Source organism: Polymorphobacter sp., assembly GCF_051860865.1.
Lineage (GTDB): Bacteria > Pseudomonadota > Alphaproteobacteria > Sphingomonadales > Sphingomonadaceae > Sandarakinorhabdus.
This window is the reverse complement of sequence record NZ_JBIMKZ010000067.1, coordinates 1-17,765: the sequence shown is the minus strand read 5'-3', so window position 1 is coordinate 17,765 and position 17,765 is coordinate 1. Positions and strand designations below refer to the sequence as shown.

General features: G+C 69.0%; 18 protein-coding genes. 4 read left to right on the top strand and 14 right to left on the bottom strand.

Annotated elements, in window-relative coordinates:
• Positions 1 to 178 precede the first annotated feature (178 nt).
• From ACTIFJ_RS12050 to ACTIFJ_RS12020, 7 genes are all read right to left on the bottom strand, one after another.
• Positions 179 to 1,024 carry a hypothetical protein gene (locus ACTIFJ_RS12050; protein WP_439534356.1) on the bottom strand — a complete coding sequence of 282 codons (846 nt, stop codon included), beginning with the start codon at positions 1,022 to 1,024 and terminating at the stop codon, positions 179 to 181.
• Positions 985 to 2,304, bottom strand: a complete 1,320-nt coding sequence (locus tag ACTIFJ_RS12045; RefSeq protein ID WP_439534355.1) for a replication-associated recombination protein A — start codon at positions 2,302 to 2,304, stop codon at positions 985 to 987. The genes ACTIFJ_RS12050 and ACTIFJ_RS12045 overlap by 40 nt, the downstream gene beginning before the upstream one ends.
• Before the next feature lie 59 nt (positions 2,305 to 2,363).
• Entirely contained in the window at positions 2,364 to 2,660 is a 297-nt protein-coding gene (locus ACTIFJ_RS12040; protein WP_439534354.1) for a DUF3297 family protein, read from the bottom strand.
• 102 nt (positions 2,661 to 2,762) lie between these two features.
• A complete protein-coding gene (gene rplI / locus ACTIFJ_RS12035; protein ID WP_439534353.1) occupies positions 2,763 to 3,389 on the bottom strand; it encodes a 50S ribosomal protein L9 in 627 nt (208 codons plus the stop codon).
• A 13-nt stretch (positions 3,390 to 3,402) separates the two neighbouring features.
• On the bottom strand, positions 3,403 to 3,627 hold the full coding sequence (rpsR, locus tag ACTIFJ_RS12030; protein ID WP_439534352.1) for a 30S ribosomal protein S18: 225 nt from the start codon (positions 3,625 to 3,627) through the stop codon (positions 3,403 to 3,405).
• Between the two features lie 11 nt (positions 3,628 to 3,638).
• Entirely contained in the window at positions 3,639 to 4,130 is a 492-nt protein-coding gene (rpsF, locus tag ACTIFJ_RS12025; protein WP_439534351.1) for a 30S ribosomal protein S6, read from the bottom strand.
• A 124-nt stretch (positions 4,131 to 4,254) separates the two neighbouring features.
• Entirely contained in the window at positions 4,255 to 5,829 is a 1,575-nt protein-coding gene (locus ACTIFJ_RS12020; protein WP_439534350.1) for an alpha/beta fold hydrolase, read from the bottom strand.
• A gap of 238 nt (positions 5,830 to 6,067) precedes the next feature.
• On the opposite strand from ACTIFJ_RS12020, the gene ACTIFJ_RS12015 reads away from it, so the two are divergent.
• Positions 6,068 to 7,498, top strand: coding sequence for a flavin monoamine oxidase family protein (locus ACTIFJ_RS12015; protein ID WP_439534349.1), 1,431 nt, complete (start codon positions 6,068 to 6,070; stop codon positions 7,496 to 7,498).
• A 262-nt stretch (positions 7,499 to 7,760) separates the two neighbouring features.
• Here ACTIFJ_RS12015 and ACTIFJ_RS12010 read toward each other — a convergent pair whose 3' ends face one another.
• Entirely contained in the window at positions 7,761 to 9,299 is a 1,539-nt protein-coding gene (locus ACTIFJ_RS12010; RefSeq protein WP_439534348.1) for a 2-isopropylmalate synthase, read from the bottom strand.
• 278 nt (positions 9,300 to 9,577) lie between these two features.
• Between ACTIFJ_RS12010 and ACTIFJ_RS12005 the strand changes: the two genes are divergently transcribed.
• The 3 genes from ACTIFJ_RS12005 to ACTIFJ_RS11995 all read left to right on the top strand — a co-directional run bounded on the left by ACTIFJ_RS12005 (position 9,578) and on the right by ACTIFJ_RS11995 (position 12,207).
• On the top strand, positions 9,578 to 10,225 hold the full coding sequence (locus ACTIFJ_RS12005; RefSeq protein ID WP_439534347.1) for a YceI family protein: 648 nt from the start codon (positions 9,578 to 9,580) through the stop codon (positions 10,223 to 10,225).
• A gap of 93 nt (positions 10,226 to 10,318) precedes the next feature.
• Positions 10,319 to 11,512 (top strand): toxic anion resistance protein, encoded by a 1,194-nt coding sequence (locus ACTIFJ_RS12000; protein ID WP_439534346.1) that lies wholly within the window; start codon positions 10,319 to 10,321, stop codon positions 11,510 to 11,512.
• A complete protein-coding gene (locus ACTIFJ_RS11995) occupies positions 11,512 to 12,207 on the top strand; it encodes a hypothetical protein (protein ID WP_439534345.1) in 696 nt (231 codons plus the stop codon). Before ACTIFJ_RS12000 ends, ACTIFJ_RS11995 begins: the two co-directional genes overlap by 1 nt.
• Here ACTIFJ_RS11995 and ACTIFJ_RS11990 read toward each other — a convergent pair whose 3' ends face one another.
• The 6 genes from ACTIFJ_RS11990 to yidC form a co-directional block, all read right to left on the bottom strand.
• Entirely contained in the window at positions 12,208 to 12,465 is a 258-nt protein-coding gene (locus ACTIFJ_RS11990; RefSeq protein WP_439534344.1) for a hypothetical protein, read from the bottom strand.
• Positions 12,466 to 12,531: 66 nt separating this feature from the next.
• A complete protein-coding gene (gene dapE, locus ACTIFJ_RS11985; protein ID WP_439534343.1) occupies positions 12,532 to 13,665 on the bottom strand; it encodes a succinyl-diaminopimelate desuccinylase in 1,134 nt (377 codons plus the stop codon).
• Positions 13,658 to 14,368, bottom strand: a complete 711-nt coding sequence (locus tag ACTIFJ_RS11980; protein WP_439534342.1) for a DUF1499 domain-containing protein — start codon at positions 14,366 to 14,368, stop codon at positions 13,658 to 13,660. The genes dapE and ACTIFJ_RS11980 overlap by 8 nt, the downstream gene beginning before the upstream one ends.
• A complete protein-coding gene (locus ACTIFJ_RS11975; protein ID WP_439534341.1) occupies positions 14,365 to 15,036 on the bottom strand; it encodes a glutathione S-transferase family protein in 672 nt (223 codons plus the stop codon). The genes ACTIFJ_RS11980 and ACTIFJ_RS11975 overlap by 4 nt, the downstream gene beginning before the upstream one ends.
• Positions 15,033 to 15,674, bottom strand: a complete 642-nt coding sequence (gene yihA / locus ACTIFJ_RS11970) for a ribosome biogenesis GTP-binding protein YihA/YsxC (RefSeq protein WP_439534340.1) — start codon at positions 15,672 to 15,674, stop codon at positions 15,033 to 15,035. Before yihA ends, ACTIFJ_RS11975 begins: the two co-directional genes overlap by 4 nt.
• Positions 15,671 to 17,536, bottom strand: a complete 1,866-nt coding sequence (gene yidC, locus ACTIFJ_RS11965) for a membrane protein insertase YidC (protein WP_439534339.1) — start codon at positions 17,534 to 17,536, stop codon at positions 15,671 to 15,673. The genes yihA and yidC overlap by 4 nt, the downstream gene beginning before the upstream one ends.
• Between the last annotated feature and the right edge of the window lie 229 nt (positions 17,537 to 17,765).

Genomic DNA, 17,765 nt, shown 5'->3' with positions numbered 1-17,765 from the left:
GAAGCTGCCGGACAGGTTGATGATCCACGTCCCCCAGGGGAACGCCGCGCCCAGTGTCGCCGTTGCCCATTGCCCGAGCAACCAGCGCAATGCCGCCCCCACGCCGCCCCCAAGGGCGACAAGCAGGACAGGAGGCACGGCGGCAAGCATCCGCTCTCCCTAAAGCCAAATCCCCGCCTTAGCCAACGCCAAAGGTCCACCCCTCGCTGACCGCCAGCGCCGGCGTCAGCCCGGCCGGTGCCCACCATTGCGGCTGATGCGCGATCCGGCGCAATCCCGCCGCCGTCACCAGCGCGTCGCCGACATGATCGGCAAAACTATCGCCCAGCCCGTCGGGCACCGCCGCGCCGAAATGCGCCAGCGCCGGCGCCAGTACCGCGCGCGTCCGCAGCTTGCCGCGCACCCCCGCCATCCGCGCGAAGGCCTGGCAATAGATCTCGCAGATCACCGGGCCGCTGGCCGGCAACGGATCGAACGGCCACACCGCCCAACCCAGCCGGTGCAGCAGCCGCATCGCACTCAACGACGCCTTGCCGACCTGACTGGCGCCGAGCAGCACGAAGTTCGACGTCGGCACCCCCAACCGCCGCTCGGCATAGACCCGCTCGCACAGCCGCAGATGCGCCCGCGCGCTGCGCGGCCCGTCCGCCGCCCCCATCCAGAACGCCTCGCGCCGATGCGCCACAAAGGCATGGCCACCCAGGTCGATCTCGTCGGCGCATACCGCGTCGATCTCGGCCCACAGCCGCCGCGCCGGCCCTTCGAATCCCGGCGCCGGCGCAAAGCCGAACCCCGCATCCATGCCCACGAGCACGTCGCCGGAAAGCGCGCCCAGCCAATCAAGCACGCCCTGCCGCGACCAAATTCCGCCCCCCGGCACCACCAGCCGCACCGGGCCGTCGCCCTCGCACATCGCCACCTGTACCCCCGGATGCCGGTCCCCCCGCGCCCCCGACCAGTCGATGCCGACGAACCGGTCGAACCTCACCCGTCCGTCCGCCGCGCCGCCCGCCGCCGGTTCCATTCCGCCAGCCGCTCGCCCAGCTTCGCCTCCAGACCGCGCGGGCTGGGCACATAAAGCGCCTCGGCCTTCATCCCCTCGGGCCAGTAATCGGCCGCCGAAAAACCGTCGGGCGCGTCATGGTCATATTCATAGCCCTTGCCCCGCCCCATGGTCTTCATCAGCTTGGTCGGCGCATTGAGGATATGGTCGGGCGGCGCCAGCGATCCCGTCGCCCGCGCCAGCACCTTCGCCGCCTTCTCGGCCTTATAGGCGGCGTTGGATTTGGGCGCCGTCGCCAGATACAGGCACGCCTCGACGATCGCCAACTCCCCCTCCGGCGACCCGAGCATCTGATAGGCCTCGACCGCCGACATGCAGATCACCAGCGCCTGCGGATCGGCGAGCCCAACATCCTCGGAGGCAAAGCGCACCAGCCGCCGCAACAGATACAGCGGCTCCTCGCCCGCCACCAGCATCCGCGCCAGCCAGTAGAGCGCCGCATCGGGGTCGGACCCCCGCAGCGACTTGTGCAGCGCCGAGATCAGCCCGTAATGCCCGTCCTGGTCCTTGTCATAGACCGGCATCCGCCGCTGCAGCAGCGCCCCGAGCGCCTCCGGCCCCAGCGGCTCCACAGGATTGGCGGCCAGCAGCGTCTCCACCTGCCCCAGCAGGAACCGCCCGTCGCCATCGGCGCCGGCCAGCAGCGCCGCCCGCGCCTCGGCGGTCATCGGCAACCCGCTCCCCAGGTCCGCCTCGACCCTGTCGAGCAGTGCCGCCAGCGCCGGCTCGTCGAGCCGCTTGACCACCAGCACCTGCGCCCGGCTCAGGATCGCCGCATTCAGCGCAAAGCTCGGATTCTCGGTCGTCGCCCCCACCAGCACGACATCGCCGGCCTCGACCGGTCCCAGAAACCCATCCTGCTGCGCCCGGTTGAACCGATGAATTTCGTCGACGAACAGCAAGGTGCGCACGCCCCGCGACGCCTGCATCCGCGCCTCGGCAAAAATCGCCTTCAGTTCGGCCACGCCGGTAAACACCGCCGACACGCCGACGAAACGCATCCCCACCGCATCGGCCAGCAGCCGGGCGATCGAGGTCTTGCCCGTCCCCGGCGGCCCCCAGAAGATCAGGCTGGAGAGCCGCCCGGCCTTGACCATCCGCCCGATGGCACCGTCCGGTCCGGTCAGATGCGCCTGCCCCAGCACCTCATCCAGCACGCGCGGCCGCAGCCGTTCGGCCAGCGGCGCGTCCAGCGCGCCACGCCCGTCACTGGCCCCATCACTGCCGAAAAGATCCACCATGCCCCGTTAACAACGCAAAGCCGGAAAGGACGCAAGCGGCGGTTGCGCGCGTCCCCGGCTCAGCTCTTGAAATAGGGCTTCACATCGCCCTTGAGCTTGATCGTCAGCGGCTGGCCGAACCGGTCCCGGCTGTTGCCGGCGACGACCTTCACCCAGCCCTCGGACACGCAATATTCGTCGACATTGGTGCGCTCATTGCCGTTGAAGATGATCCCCACGCCGCGTTCGAGCAGCGCCGCATCATAAAATTGGCTGCGCGGCGAGGCGCAGAGCCGGTCGGGCGGGGTGCCGCCGGGCGCTTCGGCGTCAGGCATTGCTTCGGGGGTGGCTTCGGGAGGCGGGGTCTCGTCGGTCATGCCTTCAACTGGCCGAGCCGGGCGACAGGGTCAAGCTGCCAGACAAGAAAAGGGCCGCGCCTCCTTGCGGTGGCGCGGCCCCTTTCATGTCCTGGCTGACGCTCAGGCTTCTTCGGTGTCTTCCGCCGCGGCCGCAGGGGCCTCGGCTGCCGGCGCCGGCGCCGGGGCCTCGCCGGGGATACCCGGCTCGGCATTGGGGTCGAAGTCCTCGGTGAAGCCGCTTTCCTGGCGGTCGAACTGGTCGACCGTCACGTCCACGCCCTTCGCCTGCAGCTCGGCCTCTTCCGGCGAGCGGGCGACATTGACCTTGATCGCCACCACCACTTCGGGGTGCAGCGCCACCTTGACGTCGTGCAGGCCGAGCGTCTTGATCGGCTTGTCGAGGACGACCTGGGTCCGGTTGACCTTGTGGCCATCGGCGGTCAGCGCCTCGGCGATGTCGCGCGTCGCGGCCGAGCCGAACAGCTGGCCCGAGTTCGACGCCTGGCGGATCAGCACCACCGACACGCCCTCGATGTCCTTGGCGTCCGAGCGCGCGATATCGCGACGCTTGGCGTTCTCGGCTTCGATCCGGGCACGGTCGGCCTCGAACCGCTGGCGGTTGCCTTCGGTGGCGCGCAGCGCCTTGCCGCGCGGCAGCAGATAGTTGCGTGCGAAGCCGGTCTTCACCGACACCACATCGCCAATGGCGCCGAGCTTTTCGACGCGCTCAAGCAGGATCACATCCATGGTCTGCTCTCCCTCACTTCACCAGATAGGGCAGGAGCCCCAGATGGCGGGCGCGCTTGATGGCCTTGGCCAGTTCGCGCTGCTTCTTGCCGGAAACGGCGGTGATGCGTGCCGGTACGATCTTGCCCCGCTCGGAGACAAAACCCTGCAGCAGCCGCACATCCTTGTAGTCGATGACAGGCGCATTGGCCCCGGAAAACGGGCAGCTCTTGCGCCGGCGGAAAAACGGACGTCCCATCTCTGGCCTCCTTAAATCGCAGCGCGGGCGGGGCGGTCGCCCCGGCCGGAACGCTCGCCGCCCCGGTCACCACCACGGTCACCACCGCGATCGCCCCGGTCACCACGGTCACCGCCCCGGTCACCACGGTCGCCCCGATCACCACCACGGCCATCACGCTCGCCACGGCCGCCTTCGCGCTCGCCGCGACGGGTCATCGCGCTGCCTTCGGTCGGCAGCGCATCGATGCGCACGGTCATGTGGCGGATCACGTCTTCGTTGAGACCGACCTGGCGCTCCATCTCGGCCACGGCGGCCGCCGGGGCGTCGATCACCAGCATCACATAATGCGCCTTGCGGTTCTTCGCGATGCGATAGGCGAGGCTGCGCAGGCCCCAATATTCCTGGGTGGCCACGCGGCCCTCCCCATCGGTCAATACCTTGGTAAAGCCTTCCGTCAGCGCCTCGACCTGGCCTGTGGCCAGATCCTGCCGCGCGAGGAAGACATGCTCGTAAAACGGCATGGTCTCATTCTCCCGACCGATCGCTGACGCCGCACCATGCGAACGCCCCTCCGGCTTGCTTCTTCCCACCGGTTCACGGACGGGAGCAGGGCCTATGCCGGCTCCCGCCCCATAACGCAACCCCTCAGGGCCGGGACACGACCGGCATGCCATCCACCCCCAGCGTCAGCACCGCCCCCACCTTGAACCGCGCCCGCATCTCGCGCCGCATCGCTGCCATCTCGTCGGCACTGATCCGGCGCTCGCGGATCGCCGCCACCGCCCGCAGCGCCCCCGGTTCGTCGGGCCCCTGCAGCCCGATCACCATCCGCAGCCGCCGGTCGGGCGCCGTCGCATCGATATGGATGCGGTAGCTCTCCGGCCCGCCCGGCGCTGCCACCGTCATCATCGCCGTGTCCGGCCCCAGCGGCGCCACCACCACCTGCTTGCCCGCATATTGGCCACCGGTCTGCGGCGCCATCACCACCCGCCCCGAGCCATCGGCCATCCGCCCCTCGAGCACGCGCACCACCTCCAGCCCCTCGCCCTCGGCCAGCGCCACGCCGCTCATCTTCCGGGTCCGTTCGCCCGGCGGATAATAGCGATATTCGGTGTCGGTCATCCGCTCGCCGTCCACCCGCGTCTCGGTGAGGCTCTCGGACTGGTCGGCAGAAGGCCCTTCCTTCAGGCTGTTGTACATGCTCAGCCCGGTCCAATACCCCTGCGTCCGCTGCCAGAACGGCACCTCGGCCAACGTCCTCGCCGGCGCCGCCGACGCGGGCAGCAGTCCCGCGTCGAGTTTGCCGCCAACAAAGGCCGCAATATCCTCGGCCACCATCGCCGGCTGCTCCACCTGCGGATAATGGCCGGCATCGGCATATTTGCGGATCATCCGCGGCGCACCCGTCAACCAGAAGCCGAACACCTCCGCCTCGAGATGAGACAGCGTCGTCCCCTTCTCCCCCCAGAGAATCAACGTCGGCAGGCTGATCCGCCCCAGCACGCCCTTCGGATCACCGGTGCCGAATGTTTTCAGGAACACCTGCCCCTCGCGCTCGACCCCCTCGCGCCGGCTCCAGTCATACACCTGGCTGACAAAATCCTCGCGCACCCGCGCCGGATCGGAAAAATTCGCCCGCAAACTCTCGTCCCAGAAGGCCCGGCTCCCCGGCGCCGGTGCCCCCGGCAACCGTGGCCGCTGCCGCAGCGGATCGGTCGCCGCCGTCCGCGGCAGCCCGGCCGCATTCAGCAGCACCAGCCGTTCGAACCGCTCCGGATGCTCGGACGCCACGCGAAAAGCCACGATCGCGCCCGACGACGTACCGACCAGCGTCGCCTTCGCCACCCCCAGCCGGTCCATCAGCCCCAGCACCTGGCCCTCGAACGCCCGTATATCCAGCGCCTCGTCGCGCAAGGCCTGGCTCAGCCCCACGGTCGGAAAGTCCATCCGGATCACCCGGTGCCCGGCCTTCAGCCGCGCCGCCACGCCCGCCCAGGACGACAGGTTGAGATAGGAAGCATTAAGCAGCACGATCACCGGCGCCCGGCCATCGACACGGCCCTCATTGGGCCCTTCATCGACATAATGCAGCCGAACCCCATCGACATCGGCAAATCGCGACCCCGGCTCGGCATGCGCCGCCTCCAGCGCCGCGAACGACAGCCTCGGCTCGGCGGCGGCCCCGGCCGACAGCGCCACCGGCACCAGAAAAAGCGCCATTAAAAGGTTCAAGAAGCGCATCACAAGGCGACCAGCGCCGCGCCATCAACGTCGAACGTCATTGCCCCTGCCTCGCAAAGCCGAACCTCAGACCATGACAACTGTCATAGGCCAGACTCGTCCAATCATCGCCCAACCGCAGCGCAGCTGACCATCTGGCGGCCACAACGCGCCGATTTATAGTCCCCCGCCGTCCGTTACACCACAACGACCCCATCTCGTCGAAGGGCCGCCCAGCATGACCAGCCTGCTCTCCCGCCGCCACCTCCTCGCCGGCGCGGCCCTCCTCGCCGCCCCCGCGCTCGCCCGCACCAGCGCCCGCCGCCATGATTTCGATCTCATCGTCATCGGCGCCGGCCTGTCCGGCCTCACCGCCGCGCTTACCGCACAGCAGCAGGGCGCCCGCGTCCTCGTCGTCGAGGCGCGCGCCCGCATCGGCGGCCGCATCTACACACTCGATGACCTGCCCGGCCGCCCGGAAGCCGGCGCCAACACCTTCTCGGACGGCTATGGCGCCGCCCTCTCCGCCGCCGCCACCGCCGGTGTCACCATGACGGACATCACCCCCCAGCTCCGCCGCAGCCCGCCGCAAAGCCTCGTCATCAACGGCCAGCCGATCGCCCGGGACGCCTGGCCCACCCACCCCGACAACCCCTTCCCCGACGCCTTCCGCAATTACACCCCGATCGAGGCCGGCGTCATGGCCATCGCCGACCACCCGATCGTAAGCGACCCCGAACGCTGGATCGACCCCACCGACCCCGCCCCCGATGCCTCGGTCGCCGACTGGCTCGCCGCCAAGGGCTTCACCCCGGCAGCGATCCAGCTCGCCTGGGACACCTCGCCCGCCTATGGCAACAGCGCCGCCACCGCCTCGGCGCGGCACATCGCCTTCATCCAGGGCTGGCTCGCCCGCCAGCGCGCAATGGGCACCGCCCAATATGCGGTCGCCGGCGGCAACCAGCGCCTGCCCGAAGGCCTCGCCGCCAAGCTCGCCGAACCGGTCCGGCTCAACACCGCCGTCCGCGCCGTCCGCCAGACCGCCAGCGGCGCCAGCCTGACCACCGCCAGCGGCCAGACCCTCACCGCCGACCGCATCATCGTCAGCGCCCCCCTGCCCGCACTCCGCCACATCGCCTTCGATCCGCCCCTGTCCCCGGCCAAGGCCGAAGCCGTCACCCGCCTCGGCTACCAGGCCATCTCGATCATCTTCCTCCAGTCCCGCACCCCCTTCTGGCGCGAGGACGGGCTCAGCCCCGGCATGTGGACCAACAGCAACGCCGGCTGGGTGCTCGCCAGCCCCTTCGGCGAAGACCCCGCCCAGCCGATCAACGGCTTCGCCGTCCATGGTCGCGGCGCCCTCGCCACCCGCTGGAAAGCCATGGGACCAGCAGCCGCCATGGCCAGCACCATCGCCGCCATCGAAGGCCTGCGCCCCGCCGCCAAAGGCCAGCTCACCGCCCTCCACTACCAGGCCTGGCTCGACGACCCGCTCGCCGGCGGCGCCTGGGCCATCCACGCCCCCGGCCAGCCCCGCCGCCTCGGCCCACACCTCGCCACACCGGAAGGCCGCCTCTTCTTCGCCGGCGAACACACCTCCACCGACCAGCGCGGCATGGAAGCCGCGGCCAGCTCGGGCGTCATGGCGGCGCTTGCCGCGGTCGAGTAGGGAAAGGCGCCTCCGGCGCTAAGAGAAAGTGCCTCCGGCGGCTGGGGCCGCAGGCCCCAGACCCCAATTAATTCGGTTGAGTCAAAGACCCTGCTGCCGTCGCATTGCGGAGGTCTGATTATCGGGGTCTGGGGCCTGCGGCCCCAGCCGCCGGAGGCTATAGTTGGGGCCGGTGGCCGACTGCCGATACCGCCCAACCCCCTAACCCCAATTCTTGGGGGTCCGGGGCCGAGGCCCCGGCCGCCGGAGGCATCCTGCTTCCTCAGGCTGTCGCCGCCAGCGCCGACCGGCCGCGCTTCACCATCAGCTTGTTGAGCGCGTTCACATAGGCGCGTGCCGAGGCCACCAGCGTATCGGTATGGGCGCCGGTGCCGCGCACTGTCCGCCCGTCCTCGGCCAGCACGACGCTGACCTCGGCCTGGGCATCGGTGCCGGCGGTGACCGCATGGACCTGGTACAGCTGCAGCACTGAATCCTCATGCGGGACCAAGCTGCGGATGGCGTTGAACACCGCGTCGACCGGGCCATTGCCCCGGGTGGCGGCGGTCTTCACCTCACCGTCGACGGACAGGGTCAGGATCGCCCGTGCCGGCCCGGTCGAGCCGCAATGGACTTCAGCCTCGACGACCTGGATACGGTCATGCCCGCGCAGCACCTGGTCATCGACCAGCGCGACGATATCTTCGTCGTAGACCTGCTTCTTGGCATCGGCCAGGTCCTTGAAGCGCTTGAACACATCGGCAAATTCGTTGTCGGACAGGTTGTAGCCCATCTGACCCAGTTTCTGCCGGAACGCCGCGCGCCCCGAATGCTTGCCCAGCACCAAATTGGTCGCGCCCTGGCCGACGCTTTCCGGCGTCATGATCTCATAGGTGCTGCTGTCCTTCAGCATCCCGTCCTGGTGGATGCCGCTCTCATGGGCAAAGGCATTGGCGCCGACCACGGCCTTGTTGGCCTGTACGGCCATGCCGGTGATGCCGCTGACCAGCCGCGAGGCGCGGGTGATCTCGGTCGAGACGATTCCGGTCCGCACCGGCAGCACGTCGTGGCGCACGCGGATCGCCATGGCGATTTCCTCCAGCGCGGCATTGCCGGCCCGTTCGCCGATACCGTTGACCGTCGCCTCGACCTGCCGGGCACCGGCCATGATCGCCGCCAGCGTGTTGGCCACCGCCAGCCCCAGGTCATTGTGGCAATGGGTGGAGAACATCGCCTTGTCGGCGTTGGGCACGCGGTTGATGACGTCGCGGAACATCGCGCCGTAGGTCTCGGGCGTCGCATAGCCGACGGTATCGGGCAGGTTGATCGTCGTTGCCCCGGCGGCAATCGCCGTTTCCACGGCCCGGCACAGGAAGTCCGGGTCGCTGCGGGTCGCATCCTCGGCCGACCATTCGACATCGCCGCACAGGTTGCGGGCATGGCCCACTGACCTGGCGATGGCGTCGATCACTTCCTCGGGCGTCTTGTTCAGCTTGGCCCGCATGTGCAGCGGCGAGGTGGCGATGAAGGTGTGGATGCGCGGGTTGCGCCCCACTTTCACCGCGGCCCAGGCGCGCTCGATATCGGCAATGGCGGCGCGTGCCAGGCTGGCGACAATGGCGGTGTCGCACTGGCGGGCGACGGCCTGCACGGCCTCGAAATCACCTTCGGAGGCGATGGCAAAGCCGGCCTCGATGATATCGACGCCCATTGCTTCCAGCTGGGCGGCTACTTTCAGCTTTTCCTCGAGATTCATCGAGCAGCCCGGCGATTGCTCGCCGTCACGCAGCGTGGTGTCGAAAATCCTGATCTGGTCGGTCATGGTAAAACCCTGTCATCATCCTGATGTTGCTGTCTGGTGCGAAACATCCCCCGGGCGCGGCGCGCTGCCGCCCGTCCGGGCACAGCGCCGTCAGCGCGCCCGAGGGCGCGTAAGTCGCAGGAGGAGACCAAAGGTGATCATTGGTCCCACATAAGCGCCGCGCGCCCAAAAGAAAAGCCCCCGCCGCCGCCAGAGTCCCGCCAAAGCCGTACCAAAGCAGTTGCGGTTGCAGCGCGGCGCCCCCAAAATGAGGGCGATACACCTTCAACGGAGCCCCCATGTCCAGCCTCGCCAAAGCCCTCGCCGTCGCCCTTTTTCTGACGGCGCCCCTCGCCGCGCCCGCGCTGGCTCAGGCCCCGGCAGCGCCCGGCAAGCCCGATCCCGCCGCCGTCACCGGCGGCAGCTACAAGGTGGACAGCGACCACACTCTGGTCCGCTGGGAAGTCGATCACCTCGGCATCACGCCGTACACGGGCCTGTTCGGGGACGTCACCGGCACGTTGGTGCTCGAACGTGGCAACCCCGCTGCCAGCAAGGTCGACATCACCATCCCGGTCGCCAAGGTGACCACTGCCAGCCCCGGCCTCACCGAGCATCTGCTCCGCGCCGCGGCCAATGGCGGCAAGCCGGACTTCTTCGGCCCGTCGCCGGCCCCCGCCCGCTTTGTCGCCACCAACATCAAGATCGACGGCGTCACCGCCGCCGTCACCGGCAATTTCACCCTCAACAACGTCACCCGCCCGGTCACCCTCAACGTCCGCTTCTACGGCGCCGGCACCATGCCCGCGCAGATGGGCGGCAAGGAGAATGTCGGCTTCCAGGCCCGGACCAGCATCCGTCGCAGCGATTTCGGCATCACCACGGCGATCCCGATGGTCTCGGACGAGGTCCGTCTGGAGATCGTCGCCGCCTTCGCCAAGGAATAGCCTTGCCCTTGAATAGCGCTGCCTTCGTCCCGACAGAGTAGAGCGGGCCGTATCGCAGTGGTAGAAGGCCGGTTGAACAATCAGGAGCGCGCAATGGCCGAGGACACACCGATCACGCTCGAAGCCCCGGCGCCGGTTTCAATCGTCACCCCGGCCAAGGCCGCCGGGCTGGTGCCCTTGAAGCCGGAGCAGACCGCCGAGCTGGACAAGCGGGTCGAGGCCTTCATCGAGGCGCTGGTCGCCGAGGATGCCGCCAGCCCCGAGTTCGGCAAGAAGGTCGATGCCCTGACCAATCTCGGCGCCCGCGAGATCGCCGAGGCCGCCGGCCAGTCCAACCGCTTCCTCGATCGCCCGGTCCGCGCCATGGACAAGGACAATGGCATCGGCGCCGACCTCACCGCGCTGCGCTCGACGGTCGAGGATCTCGATCCCAGCCGCAAGGGAAATCTGCTCAGCCGCAAGAAGCTGTTCGGGCTGATCCCCTTCGGCGGCAACAAGCTGCGCGGCTATTTCGACAGCTACAAGTCCGCCCAGTCGAACATCTCGGCCATCCTCGCCCGACTAAAGGACGGCAAGGACGAACTGCTCCACGACAATGCCGCCATCGACCAGGAACGCAGCAAGCTCTGGGAGGCGATGGGCAAGCTCGAGCAGATGGTCCATGTCTCGAAGACGCTCGACGCCCGGCTCGAGGAAAAGGCGGGTGAGCTCGACTATTCGGACGCGCCCAAGGCCAAGGCGATCCGCGAGACGGCACTGTTCCAGACCCGCCAGCGCACCCAGGATTTGCTGACCCAGCTGGCGGTCAGCGTCCAGGGCTATCTGGCGCTCGATCTGGTCAAGAAGAACAATATCGAGCTGGTGAAGGGCGTCGACCGCGCCAGCACCACCACCGTCGCCGCGCTGCGCACCGCCGTCACCGTCGCCCAGGCGCTGACCAACCAGCGCCTGGTGCTGGACCAGATCACCGCGCTCAACACCACCACCGCCGGCATCATCGACGCGACCGGCGAGCTGCTCAAGTCGAACACCGCGCGCATCCATGAGCAGGCCGCCTCCAGTACCATCCCGCTGGAAACGCTGCAGCGCGCCTTCCAGAACATCTACGAGACGATGGATGCGGTCGACAGCTTCAAGCTGAAGGCGCTCGATTCGATGAAGACCACGGTCAACTCGCTGTCGGGTGAGGTCGAGAAGAGCCGTGCCTATATCGCCCGGGCCGAAGGCCAGGCGCAGGCGCAGCTGCAGAACAAGAGCGCCACCTCGCCGTTCGATGCCCTGAGCTGATGGCCGACCCGGACGACGTCATCGCCCGCAACGCCGCCCGGCTCGACCGGCTGGCGCGCGGCGAGGCCGGCAGCCGGGCGCGCAGCCGCCGCCGCCAGCGCGCCGCCGCCAGCGTCAAGCGCCGGCTGGTCCGCTCCACGGCCATCGCCGGGGCGCTGATCCTCGGCCTGATCCTCTGGGGGCTGATCATCGGCCCGATCGGCACCACCGTGCTGGTCCTCGCCGTGCTGCTCGGCATCCTGGCCGTGCTCACGGCGCTGTTCTGGTCCCCGGCCGCGGCGGCGCCCAAGCTCGACGAGGCCAGCCCGGCCGCGCTTCCCGCCGCCACCGAGCAATGGCTGGACCAGCGCCGTCCGGCGCTGCCGGCGCTCGCCGCGCCGCGCCTCGATGCGATCAGCGAGCAGCTGATGGTGCTGGACACCCAGCTGGCTGCCGTGCCGGCCGCCAGCGAGGTGGCGCAGGACCTCGACCGGCTGCTCAAGCGCCACCTGCCCGAACTGGTCGACCGCTACACCCGCGTGCCGGCCAGCCAGCGCAATGCCGACCTGGAGGCGTCGCTGGTCTCCGGCCTCGCCATCGTCGAAGGCGAGCTGGCCCGGGCCTCCGAGCAGCTCTCGCAGGCGGACCGCGACGCCGTGCAGATCCAGCGCCGGTTCCTCGAGAGCCGCTATGTGCCCCCGGGAAGCGACGTCTGATCAGTTGGCTACGGGTTCGGGGTCGGCGATGTCGCGGGCTTCCGGCGGGTCCTGAGTGACCGGCTCGGAGGCGCCGAGCGGCGCGGCTTCGGACGGCGTCATGGTCTCGGTCGGCGGGGCCGGCTCGAGCGGCGCGGGCTCGGGCGCGGTGGCGGCCTGCTTGGCGGCGAGGTCGGCTTCGGCCTCCCGCTTGTTCTGGCCGCAGGCGGCCAGCGTCAGGCCGAGGGCGGCGAAAGTGAGGAAAGTGAGGCCACGCATAGCTGTCTGTCTCCCTGTATCGGGGTCAGAATAGCTCAGAACGGGACAGAAACCAGCCCTTTCGGGTCAGGAAACCGCCTGTTTCAGGACCATATCGTACACATCGGCGAGCATGACGATGTCCGAAACCGCCGCCTGCTCGTCCATCTTGTGCATCGACTGGCCGGGAAGCCCGAATTCGACCACCGGACACAGCCGCCGGATGAAGCGTGCGTCCGACGAGCCGCCGGTCGTCGACAGCTCGGGCACCTGCCCGGTCACGGCCTGCACCGCCCCGGCCACCAGCGACGACAGGGCGCCGGGCTCGGTGAGGAAGGCCTCGCCCGATATCCGGACATCGACATCGACGCTGGCGGCGTGGCGGGCGACGACCTCATGGATCCAGGCGCTGAGTGCGGCGCCGGTGTGGTCATCGTTGAAGCGGATGTTGAGCCGGGCGCGGGCGAGCGCCGGGATCATGTTGGTGGCCGGGTTGCCGACGGCGAGGTCGGTGACTTCGAGGTTGGAGGGCTGGAACCAGGCATTGCCGGTATCGAGCACGCGGCCCTTCAGTTCGGCGAGGATGGCGACCAGCGCGGTGATCGGGTTGAGCGCCCGGTCCGGATAGGCGACATGGCCCTGGGCACCGCGCACAGTGAGCCAGGCGTTCAAGGAACCGCGCCGGCCGATCTTGATCATGTCGCCGAGCACCCGGGCCGAGGTCGGCTCGCCGACCAGGCAGAAATCGGGCACCAGTCCGCGGGCCTCCATCCAGTCGAGCAGCGGGGCGGTGCCGAACTGGGCCGGGCCTTCCTCGTCGCCGGTGATGATGAAGGTCAGCCGGCCGGGGGCGCCGCGCGCCACGTGCCGCTCGGCCGCCGCGACCATGGCGGCGATCGCGCCCTTCATGTCGTTGGCGCCGCGGCCGACCAGCTGGCCATCGGCGATCACTGCCTCGAACGGCGGCACGCTCCAGCCGTCCTGGTCACCCGTCGGCACGACATCGGTATGGCCGGCAAAGGCGAAGTGCGGATGGCCGTCCCCGATGGTGGCGACGAGATTGTCGACCGGGCCATCGGGCGCCTCACCGAGGCGGACGTGGTGGACGGTGAAGCCCAGCGCCTCCAGCGCACCCGCCAGCACGGTCTGAGCGCCTGCATCCTCCGGGGTGACGCTCGGGCAACGGATCAGCGCCTGGGCCAGCGCGACCGCATCAACCACGGCTTACCCGCTGCAGATAGCGGCTGATCCGATCGGCGTTGACGCCGAGATCGCCCTGGCCGACGCGCGACTTGGAGCGGACATCGATCCGCGTGCCGACCGCATCGGGGCGCAGGCGGATGACGACATCGTCCTTGAACCCCCACCAGGGCACGGTGTCGGTCGCCTCGATGCGCAGGCCGGCAGGATCGGCCGAGACGATGGTCCAGCCGAGATCGCGGGCGGCCTTTTCGGCGCGGACGAAGGCCTGCGCCGGCGGCAAGGCGAGCGTGATCGGCCGCACCAGCGGATAGGCGGCCTGCTGCTCGGGGATATTGGCCGGATCATAGCTGACCGGGTTGCTGTCCGGCCCGCGAAGCGCGGGGGTGATCGCCACGAACGCCGGCGGCTCGGCGAGATCGGTGCTGATGTCATGGATGCCCGGCGCGCCGCCGGCGCTGAGCACGATCGAGGCCGGAATGCCGGCGCCGAACAGGCCGGCAATGGCCGCGGCGCGCACCAGCGGGCTGCCCAGCCGCTTGAACATCGCCACCACCAAGGCCAGCACGCCGGCGCCGCAGGCCAGCGCCGCCAGCGCGAAGCTGGCCAGACCGAGTTGCCAGCTGACGATGCCGCTGCTCATCAGCGGGCCGGCGAGCAGCACGATGAGCGCACAGACCAATGTCGCCACGGCGACGATGGCGGGCCATCGACGCGCGGTCATGCCGGCACCCCGCCATCGGTGACATAGCGATCGAGGACGAAATCCTCGGCGCGGGCGGCCTCCTGCCATTCGACCATCCAGGGATGGGCGAGCATGGCGTCGACATAGGACTGCGCCGTGTCGCTCAGCGGCAGGTGATAATGGGCCAGCCGGTAGACGATGGGCGCGAACATCACATCGGCGGCGCTGAAATGGCCGAACAGCCAGGGCTCGTCCAGTTCCTCGCCGAACCGGGTCCGCGCCGCGCTCCATAACGCGTCGATCCGCGCCACATCGGCCAGCACCTCGGGCGAGGGCTGGAAATCGGGGAAGCGCAGCCGCAGGTTCATCGGGCAGGCGCTGCGCAGCGCCTGGAAGCCGGCGTGCATCTCGGCCGACATCGCATAGCAGAGCGCCCGGGCGTGCGGCTCGCGCGGCCAGAACCGGTCATGATGGCCCTTGTTGGACAGCCAGAGCAGGATCGCCAGACTGTCCCAGATCGGCTCGCCGCCATCCCAGAGCACCGGCACCTTTCCCGAGGGCATGTCGCCGGCCGCGAGCCGCGCCTGCCATTCGGGCGTGTCCATCGGCACCACCTCGGTGGCGAAGGGCAGGCCGGACAGCTTGGCCGCCAGCCAGCCGCGCAGCGACCAGCTGCTGTAGGCGCGATTGGCAATGATCAGCTTCATGAGCGTTCTCCCGCCGTCATCACCGCCAGCCGCAGCTCGGCGATGCCGTCGCCCTTCTCGGCCGAGGTTGCCAGCACCTGCGGAAACGCCGCCGAGCGCGCCCGGGCCGCCGCCACCGTCTCCTCGAGCACTTTTTCGAGTTCGCTCGGCTTGATTTTGTCGGCCTTGGTCAGCACCAGTTGATAGCTGACCGCCGCCTTGTCGAGCAACCCCATCACCTCATGATCGACCGGCTTCAGTCCGTGGCGCGAATCGATCAGCAGCAGCACCCGCTTGAGCACGGCGCGGCCGCGCAGATAATCGAAGACCAGCGCCTGCCACTGGCGGACGATGTCCTTGGGCGCCTTGGCATAGCCATAGCCGGGCATGTCGATCAGCCGGAAGGCGCGGGGCTCGCCGACATCGAAGACGTTCAGCTCCTGGGTGCGGCCCGGCGTGGTGCTGGCCCGGGCCAGCCCGGCACGGCCGGTCAGCGCATTGAGCAGCGACGATTTGCCGACGTTCGAGCGGCCGGCAAAGGCGATTTCCGGCGCCGAGGGCGGCGGCAGGAATTCGAGCGCCGGGGCCGAGAGGATGAACTCGACCGGCCCGGCGAAGCGCCGCCGCGCCGTCTCCAGATCATGGCTTTCGCTCGTCATTTGGCGCGCGGACGCGAACGGGGGCCGCGCGGCTTGGGCGGCAGGCCATCGGACGGGGCCTTTGCCGACTTGACGTTTGCCGACTTGAGCGGCGGCTTGTCGGAGAGCAGCGGGCCGGTCGTGGCGTCCGCCGGCGGCGTTGCCGGCATCGGGAACTTGCGCAGCATATACCATTGCTGGCCGATCGAGACGAGGTTGTTGACGGTCCAGTAGAGCTGCAGCCCGGCGGCGAACGGCGCCATGATGAACATGAACATCCAGGGCATGATCGCGAAGACCTGCTTCTGCACGGGATCGAGCGGGGTCGGGTTCATCCGCTGCTGGAGCCACATGGTGACGCCGAGCAGGATCGGCAGCACGCCGATGGCGATCAGCGACGGCGGCTGCCAGTCGATCAGCCCGAACAGGTTGAGCGGGGTGACCGGATCGGGCGCCGACAGGTCCTTGATCCACAGGAAGAACGGCTGGTGGCGCATTTCGGTGGAGACCAGCAGCGTCTTGTAGAGCGCGTAGAAGATCGGGATCTGCAGCACCAGCGGCAGGCAGCCGGCGAGCGGATTGACCTTCTCCGCCTTGTACAGCGCCATCATTTCCTGCTGGGCCTTGAGCTTGTCGTCCTTGTTGCGCTCCTGGATGGCCTTCATCCGCGGCGCGACGATGCGCATCTTGGCCATGCTCTCATATTGCTTGTTGGCGATCGGGAACAGCGCGGCGCGGACGATGATCGTCAGGATGATGATCGCCACGCCGAAATTGCCGGTCATCCGGAACAGCCAATCGAGCAGGCGGAAGATCGGCTGGGCGATGACCTCGAACCAGCCCCAGCTGACAGCGCGATCGAGGCGCGGGATGCCGAACTGGTCACGATACCGATCGAGCAGCGGCACTTCCTTGGCGCCGGCGAACAGCCGCTGCAGCGTCTCGGCGCTGCCGCCGGCGGGGACGGCAAGCGGCTCACCGAGATAATCGACCTGATAGAGATTTCCCGAAGCGGCGGCGAAATTGGCCTGGAGCTTGCGGGTCTGGTCCGGGACCAGCGCGGCGAGCCAGTATTTCTCGGTCATGCCGAGCCAGCCGCCGGTGCTGGCGAAGCGCTGGGCGCCATCGTCACGCAGCGACTCATAATCGAGCCCGCTGTCCTTCAAGGTGCCGCCGAGCACGCCGAGCGGGCCGACATGCATGTTGAAGCTGTTCTTCTCGACGCCTTCGCCGAGCCGCGAGACCAGCCCCCAGGGCTGGACGGCGACGGTGCGGGAACCGGCGTTGATCACCCGCTGGCGGACGGTGAACAGGAAATCCTTGTCGACCTCCAGCCGCTGCTCGAAGATCAGGCCGTTGGGGCTCATCCAGCTCAGCGTCACCGGCTGGGTGGGGGTGAGCTTGTCGGCGTTGGGCGTCCAGCGGGCGTCGATCGGCGGGGCGCCGGCACCGGACCAGCCGAACTGGGCGAAATAAGCATCCTGCGTGCCCGACGGGCTGAACAGGCGGATCGGCTCGGTGCCGCCGAGCACCTGCTTGTAGGTGGTCAGCACCAGATCATCGAAGCGGGCGCCGACGAGATTGACCGAGCCCCGAAGGCGCGGCGTCTCGATGACCAGGCGCGGGCTGCGCGCCAGCACCTCGGCGCGGCGCGCCGGCGGCAGCGGGACGCCGGCCGCTGCGGGCGCGGGCGCAACAGCGCCACCCGGCGTCGCCACCGGCGCGGTTGCGGTTGCGGCCGTGGCGGGCAGCGGCGCGGTCGCCGGGGTTTCCACCGCCGGCTCGGACTGCGGCAGGAAGCGGTCACTGATCAGCGTCCAGCCGATCAGCACCACTGCCGACAGCAGCACGGCGAGGATCATGTTGCGGTTTTCCTGGCTCACGCTGTCACTGGTCTTTCCGGTTGGTATGGCCCTCGAACGGGGCCTGCGAGGGCGGGGAACGGGTTGCGGCTGGGCTATAGCGGCTTAGGGCTGCGGGTCATAGCCCTTAGGCCGTATCGACATTCAGATGAAGCTGGCCTGCGGCGGCAAGTGAAAGTGCCTCCGGCGGCTGGGGCCGCAGGCCCCAGACCCCAATCATTGGGTTAATCCCGCGGTACCGTCGGCCGTC